This is a genomic window from Actinomycetota bacterium (assembly GCA_012837825.1).
GTDB lineage: Bacteria > Actinomycetota > Humimicrobiia > Humimicrobiales > Humimicrobiaceae > Humimicrobium.
In genome coordinates this window covers 1-7,171 of sequence record DUQM01000041.1, presented here as the reverse complement: position 1 = coordinate 7,171, position 7,171 = coordinate 1, and the positions used below count along the sequence as shown (strand labels likewise).

The 7,171-nt window shown below is 33.5% G+C and carries 6 protein-coding genes; all 6 read left to right on the top strand.

All coding sequences use genetic code 11. From position 1 onward, the window contains the following. The first annotated feature begins 27 nt into the window (after positions 1-27). The 6 genes from GXZ93_03175 to GXZ93_03150 all read left to right on the top strand — a co-directional run bounded on the left by GXZ93_03175 (position 28) and on the right by GXZ93_03150 (position 7,128). The gene (locus GXZ93_03175) at positions 28-1,476 is read left to right on the top strand and encodes an NAD(P)/FAD-dependent oxidoreductase (protein HHT78785.1); all 1,449 of its coding nucleotides are present in this window, start codon (positions 28-30) and stop codon (positions 1,474-1,476) included. 2 nt (positions 1,477-1,478) lie between these two features. Continuing rightward, positions 1,479-2,762: an FAD-dependent oxidoreductase gene (locus GXZ93_03170; GenBank protein ID HHT78784.1), complete on the top strand. Its 1,284-nt coding sequence runs from the start codon at positions 1,479-1,481 to the stop codon at positions 2,760-2,762. 1 nt (position 2,763) lies between these two features. Beyond that, positions 2,764-3,123, top strand: coding sequence for a DUF1667 domain-containing protein (locus tag GXZ93_03165; GenBank protein ID HHT78783.1), 360 nt, complete (start codon positions 2,764-2,766; stop codon positions 3,121-3,123). A gap of 120 nt (positions 3,124-3,243) precedes the next feature. Continuing rightward, on the top strand, positions 3,244-4,386 hold the full coding sequence (locus GXZ93_03160; protein HHT78782.1) for a sugar ABC transporter substrate-binding protein: 1,143 nt from the start codon (positions 3,244-3,246) through the stop codon (positions 4,384-4,386). 93 nt (positions 4,387-4,479) lie between these two features. Continuing rightward, positions 4,480-6,036, top strand: a complete 1,557-nt coding sequence (locus GXZ93_03155) for a sugar ABC transporter ATP-binding protein (GenBank protein HHT78781.1) — start codon at positions 4,480-4,482, stop codon at positions 6,034-6,036. Positions 6,037-6,297: 261 nt separating this feature from the next. Beyond that, complete coding sequence (locus tag GXZ93_03150; protein ID HHT78780.1) at positions 6,298-7,128, top strand: ABC transporter permease; 831 nt, start codon at positions 6,298-6,300, stop codon at positions 7,126-7,128. The last annotated feature ends 43 nt before the right edge of the window (positions 7,129-7,171 follow it).

Here is a 7,171-nt window from a genome sequence, read left to right as displayed (position 1 = left end):
TTTATTCTAACCTATTTTCAATAAAAGATGGATAATTGTAAAAATTTTGATGTAATCATTATCGGTGCAGGAGTAATAGGATGTTCCATAGCCAGGGAATTAAGCAATTACAAACTTAAAACAGCTGTGGTAGATAAAGATTCCTATGTTTGCTTTGGTGGTCAGAGCAAGGCAAATGGGGGGATAGTCCATGGAGGACATGATCCAAATCCTGGCTCACTTAAGGCCATATTTAATGTTGAAGGAAATGAAATGTATCCTCAATATTGCAGTGAGCTAGGTGTGCAATATAGAACTACTGGAGCTTTTATTATTGGATTTAATGAAAATGAAATAGATAACTTAAAAAAACTTCGTGAACGCGCAATTAAAAACGGTGTACAAAATACTGAAATAATACGAAGAGAACAGATATTGGAAAAAGAACCGAATATAAATAAAAAAGCACTTGCAGCCCTCTCAGTCCCAAGCTGTGGAATTGTTGATATACACAGATTAGTTATAGCACTAGCAGAGTATTCATCAGTTAATAATGTTAAATTCTTTTTTAATAATAACGTATCAAACCTTTTGATAGACAAAAAAAAGGTGACAGGCGTTGTTACAGATAAAAATAAACTTAATTGTAGCATAGTTATTAATTGTGCAGGAATAGATGCCGAATATATCATGAGAATGGCTGGAGATGATAGTTTTAGAATAACTCCTCGTAAAGGTGAATATTATATAATGGATAAAAGTTGCAACAACCTTGTTACAAGACCATGTTTCAAGGTTCCAACAAAAGAGGGTAAAGGTGTAGTTGTTTTTCCGACCATTAACGGGAGTGTGATTTTTGGAGGTAATTCTGAAATATCTAAAGACAAATTTGATATATCCACTACAAAAGAAGGGTTTAAAGAGGTACTCAGTAAAGCAGAAGAAATTTTAAACAACAATATTGATTTAAAGAAAATCATAACCGGATTTTCAGGAATAAGAGCTTCGGGAATTACTGGAGACTTTTTTATAAAGGAAAGTGATAATGTAAAAGGCTTAATAAATGTTGCAGGAATTGAATCCCCAGGTGTTGCCTCAGCGCCGGCGATAGCAAAATATGTTTTGAATACTATAAATGAAAAACTGAATATGCAGAAAAAGGATCCTGGTTCAATAATAAATTATAAAATAAGCGAATTATTTAAAAATCTTGATACTGACGAACAGAAAAAGTTAATCAATGAAAACAAACTTTTTGGGAGAATAATATGCAGGTGTGAAAACATCACGGAAGGCGATATAGTTTCAGCAATTCATTCTCCGATTCCAGCAATTACTCTTGATGCTTTAAAATTTAAAACAAGAGTCGGTTTTGGAAGATGCCAAGGTTCTTTTGATCTTAGCAGAACATTAAAAATCATATCAAGAGAGACAGGTATCCCTGTAAGCCAGATTTTAAAAAATAATAAAAATTCCAATGTGATAATAGATTCCTAATAATGACTAAAAGAAACAATAAAAAAATACTTAAAAAATATGAAGTGGTAATAATAGGTGCCGGCCCCGCCGGCCTGGCTGCAGTTCTTGGAGCAAAAGATAATGGGGCTGAAAAAATATTGTTGATTGATCGTCATAAATGGCTCGGAGGACTCCTACAGCAATGTATACATCCTGGATTTGGTTTAAAAAGATATAAGCTTGAACTGACAGGTCCTGAATATGCACATAGGAATCTTTCTGAAATAAAGGATTATGACATAAATTTTTTACTGGATACAACTGTTCTGGATATAACTAGAGATAAGAGAATTACTTTGATAAATACTGAATTGGGAATAGAAGAAGTTGAATCAAAATCAGTTATTTTTGCAATGGGTTGTCGGGAAAGAACAAGAGGCAATATTAATATTCCCGGATTTAGGCCGGCAGGAGTATTTACTGCAGGAACAGCTCAGAGACTAATGAATATAGATGGTTTAAAGGTCGGCAATAAAATTGTCATCCTTGGCTCAGGAGATATCGGTCTTATTATGGCAAGAAGGTGTACAATCGAAGGTGCAAAAGTGGAAGCAGTGATAGAAATTCTGGACAGACCAAGTGGATTGCGAAGAAATGTTGTCCAGTGTCTTGAAGATTTTAATATACCTTTATTTTTAAACCATACGATAACCTTTATTAAAGGAAAAGAAAGAATAGAGGGTATAAAATTTACACGTATAAATAAATCTTTTCAATGTATTTCAAAAAGTGAGAGATTCATAGAATGCGATACTTTGCTTTTATCAGTAGGGCTGATTCCGGAAATAGAATTATTAAATCCTGCGGGAATAAAAATAGATCCTAGGACTGGCGGTCCTTTTGTAGATAATTTAATGCAGGTTTCCCTGGAAGGATTTTTTGCTTGTGGAAATCTAGTCCAGGTTTATGATTTGGCTGATTATGCTTCTATTGATGGTTATCAGGCAGGCAAAAATGCTGCTTTATTCTCACAAGGGAAAATTGCGAAAGGTAGGAAAAAAGTAATTTTAAGTCCTGGAAAAGGAATTAAAAGCATTGTTCCCCAGACTGCTGATACAAGCATTGAAGCTGTTGATAGTAATATATATATCAGGGTTACCGAATATTTAGATAATCCAAGATTTATTTTTAAAAACAGCAAGGATATCGTTTTTGAAAAAAAACTGCCATATGCAATACCATCTGAAATGGTTGTTTTAAGTTTAAATAAAAATATTTTTAAACAAAACAGCGATGAGATAATAGAAATAGAGGTCGTTTCCTGAAATGAAAAAAGAAATAACATGTATAATCTGTCCGAAATCTTGTCATATTTCTGTCATCGGAAATGAATCCGAAATAGAAATAGACGGTGCAAAATGTTTGAAGGGAAGGGAATACGCAAAATTTGAAGCATTTGAACCCAGAAGAATTTTTACCAGCACAGTAAAAATTGTGAGCGGAGATTATAAAGTTGTGCCAGTAAGAAGCTCTAAACCGATTAAAAAAGACGATTGGGCAAAAGGGAAAAAAATAATAGAACAATTAATCATAAAATTGCCTGTGCAATTCCACCAGATTTTAAAAAAAGATTTTATTGAAAAAGGAATAGATTTAATTGCGACTAAAGAAATAAATGACAATTGATAAATGATTTACCAGATATTGAAATTATAAGAAGGGGGGAATAATAACATACACTATTTTTAAAGCAGGAGAAAAAATCCTGTAGTTTATAAACAAAGCAAATGATTAAGGAAGGAAAAAATGAAGATTAAGTTAATGGTAACAGCTATACTTGTTATTGCTGTTATAGGCAGTATAGTATTATTTGGTTGTACCAGTTCTTCATCATCAGCAGAAGCAACAGTAGCTGTAAAGGAAGATGTAGAAGAAACTGAAGGAACAGAAGCAGCTCAGGAAGCAAAGTCATCTGCCGGGGGAAGCGGACAGCTAACAGGCAGTGAGCTTGCAGGAAAGAAAATAGCTATTTGTACTCTGTGGCAAGCTAATGAATGGAATGTTTTATCAGCAAAAGGCGCAAAAGAAACACTTGAAGCTGCAGGAGCTGAAGTAACTGTAACAGATGCTGGTGGTGATCAGCAGAAACAGTCTGAAGATCTCCTAAGTCTTGTTGCTGCGAAACCTGATCTTATTATCTTGACACTTGGAGATAACCAGGTTTTCAGAAAAGCTATTGATGCAGCAGCGGATGCGGGAATACCTATGATAGATGTGGAAGCAAACATAACCGGAACTAATGTCCTGACACACTTATGGGCTGACCAGTTGGTAAATGGAATTAAAAATGCCAATAATATTATTTCTTATCTTGCTGCCAAATATGACGGAGAAGTAAAAGGTAATGTTGTTGAATTATATACTCCGGGTGTATCAAGTATTGATATAAGAAGAGATGCAGGAAAAATGAAACTGGATCTTTATCCTGGAATTAAGCTGGCATCTGTTCCTTATGATCAGACAAATGGCGCTGAGGATTCAAGAATAAAAACTGAAGCTTATCTTCAGAGTAATCCGGATGTAGATGTGCTCACCGGATATTATGGTGAACCAGTTGTAGGTCCAGCTCTTGCAGTAGATGCTCTTGGACTTAATGATAAAGTAGCTATTATAGGTATTGATGCGTTTGAGCCAGTTCTAAATTTGATGAGGCAAGGTCTACCTGTTCTGTCTGCTGTTCAGCAGGATGGTTATGCAATCGGGGTTGTTGCAGCTAAGTGTGCGATTAAATATTTTGCAGGCGAAGAACTTGCATACCAGCATGTAATGCCTTTGGTTGATATTTACAACAACTTCCCTGGAAAGGCAGATAATTTCCCTGAAACTGGTGGTGTTACTATTTCCTGTACTCAGGAATTTAAAGATGCAGGCCTAGGTTGGGATTATTAAAATATTTGTTTTTTTTAATATTCATTTTTTCTGTTTTTCTAGCTACTGATTATTTACCAGTAGCTAGAAAAAAATAATATAATTACAAGTGTCATGAAAATGGAAAATATAATTGAGCTTAATAACATTTATAAATCTTTTACAGGTGTTCAGGCTTTAGATAATGTAACCCTGCACGTTAAAAAAGGAGAAATTCATGCTCTGGTTGGCAAAAATGGTGCTGGAAAATCTACATTAATAAAAATATTGAGTGGTATTTACCAAAAGGATGAAGGGGAAATAATTATTGATGGAAAACGGACAAATATTTCCTCTTCATGCGAAATGGGTTTACTCGGTATACATTTTGTTTATCAGGAGGAAAATCTTGTTCCTTTTTTGAATGCTGCAGAAAATATATTTCTTGGCAATGAACCGAAATCTGTTTTACCAGGCTTTACCAGTAAAAGACAAATGGAGAGGAAGGCAAAAGTAATTTTTGAACAATTAAAGGAATTCTCAATAGATATCCATAAACCAGTAATGCTTTTAACTTCTGCACAAAGGACAATGGTTACAATTGCGAGAGTATTGATTTCTAAAAATTCAAAAATAATGGTGTTTGACGAGCCTACTGCTTCATTATCTTATAACGAAGTAAATAATTTATTTGCATTTATAAATAACCTGAGAAAGACAGGTGTTTCTATTATTTATGTTTCACACAGGCTTGGAGAAATATTTAAACTAGCAGATTCCGTAACTGTTTTAAGAGATGGCAAAAACATAGGGACTTATAAGGTAAGCGAACTTAATGAAAAACAATTGGCAGAAAAGATAACCGGAACTGCTGCAGAAATGATTGATTCAAATGGAAAAAGCAGGGTTCTTGAAAAAAATCGTGAAAGTCTCAGACCATTGATGGAAGCCAGAGATTTAAAGGTTGGAAATAAGGTTAAGAGTGCAACTTTTAAAATATACAAGGGAGAAGTTGTTGCTTTAGTAGGGCTGGTTGGATCCGGTAAAACTGAGTTGGCAGAAGCAATATTTGGCTACAGGAAATTAGATTCAGGTGAAATTTTTATCGATGGTCAGAAAATAAAAATAAATTCAACAGCATCAGCACTCAGGCAGGGTGTCAGTCTCATACCTGAAGACAGAACTAATAAAAGTCTTATGCTTGAATGCTCAATCAGGGAGAACTTAATGATACCTAATTTAAAAAAGATCAGCAGAAGTAATATCTTGAGCCGTAAGAAAGAAAACAAACTTACTGAAACAATTTTAAAGGATTTTTCCGTAAAGTATGTTTCCCAGGAACAAAAAATCAATTTCCTCAGTGGAGGAAATCAGCAAAAAGTAGTAGTCGGAGGGAAAGTACAAGATCTTCCAAAATTATTTATTTTTGATGATATATCAGCTGGTATAGATATCGGTACAAAAGAATATTTTTACAAAATTATCAGAGAATTCGCTATCAGAGATAATATACCTTCACTATATATTACGAGTGATATATCAGAAGCATTGCTCATATCTGACAGAGTTTTTGTAATGCAGGATGGAATAATTACTAAACAATTTCTCACATCCGATCTTACAGAGGATATTTTATTGCATCATATCCTGGTTATGGGTAATGATGAAAATGAAAATAATTATAAAATATAAAATTAAGTAAATAAGAAAAAAAGTGCAAGTTTTAAAAATGAATATTAATTCTATAAATTATTTTTGCATAAATACAAGTAGTATATATTATTATTTCTATAAGGAGAAATTTAGGTGGAATCTCTTGATCTAAAAAAGAATATTTTATGGAGATTGCAACATTATATAACCTTGATTGCAATATTGCTTATTTTTATTATTTTTACTGTTATAACCCCACGTTTTATTCAGCCTGCCAATTTATTATTGATTTTAAAAAATATGTCACCCTTATTAATACAGGCTTTGGGACTTACTCTTGTATTTGTCATCGGTGAAATAGATTTATCGATAGGTGTTATTGCAACAATAGGCTCAGCTTTTTGTCTCGGATTCATGAGCAAGGGGCTGCCGATTTTTGTTGCGATAATATTAACGCTTTTAATGGGAGTTTTGCTTGGGGGTCTGAATGGATTTTTTGTAGGATATCTTCATTTTCCTTCTACAATAACTACTCTGGGCACAAAGCTTCTTTTTACCGGTATAGTAGTTACCTATACAAAAGGAATGAATATTACCAACAATATACCTCTTAGTTTTGTGAAATTTGGAAAAAGTTCTGTTTTTGGGATATCTACCCTAATAATATTAAGCCTTGCAATTTTTCTGATTCTTCATTTATTAATGACCAGAACAAAATCATCATATCATCTATATGTTGCAGGAACAAATGATATGATAACCCGTACATTAGGTCTAAATCCGAATCTTCTTAAATTGAATGCTTTTATGTTTGCAGGAGTCCTTGCAGTTATGGGCGGGATTTTTACCAGTATGATGACAGGAGTTTATTTTCCATCAGCAGCAGCCGGAGTTTATTTAATGGATAGCATTGCAGCTGTATTGATAGGGAAAACAATTATAAAAGATGGGCAACCCCATATTCTTGGTACTTTTTTCGGAGTATTACTAATTTCTATTGTAAGAAACGGAATAACTATATTGGGATTGGCTCTCGAATATCAATACATAATAGTCGGGGTAGTTTTTATCGGCTCATTGATAACAGAAGCAATATTCAGAAAAAGACTAAGCGAGGAAACATATGGTTAAAAAAAATAATTTTAATGCTAAAAATTTATTAAACTACAAGGAA

What these genes read in the sequence shown, in the direction of transcription:
- GXZ93_03175 (HHT78785.1), top strand. Translation starts at nt 28, where the DNA reads ATGGATAATTGTAAAAATTTTGATGTAATCATTATCGGTGCAGGAGTA.
- GXZ93_03170 (HHT78784.1), top strand. Translation starts at nt 1,479, where the DNA reads ATGACTAAAAGAAACAATAAAAAAATACTTAAAAAATATGAAGTGGTA.
- GXZ93_03150 (HHT78780.1), top strand. Translation starts at nt 6,298, where the DNA reads ATGTCACCCTTATTAATACAGGCTTTGGGACTTACTCTTGTATTTGTC.
- GXZ93_03165 (HHT78783.1), top strand. Translation starts at nt 2,764, where the DNA reads ATGAAAAAAGAAATAACATGTATAATCTGTCCGAAATCTTGTCATATT.
- GXZ93_03155 (HHT78781.1), top strand. Translation starts at nt 4,480, where the DNA reads ATGAAAATGGAAAATATAATTGAGCTTAATAACATTTATAAATCTTTT.
- GXZ93_03160 (HHT78782.1), top strand. Translation starts at nt 3,244, where the DNA reads ATGAAGATTAAGTTAATGGTAACAGCTATACTTGTTATTGCTGTTATA.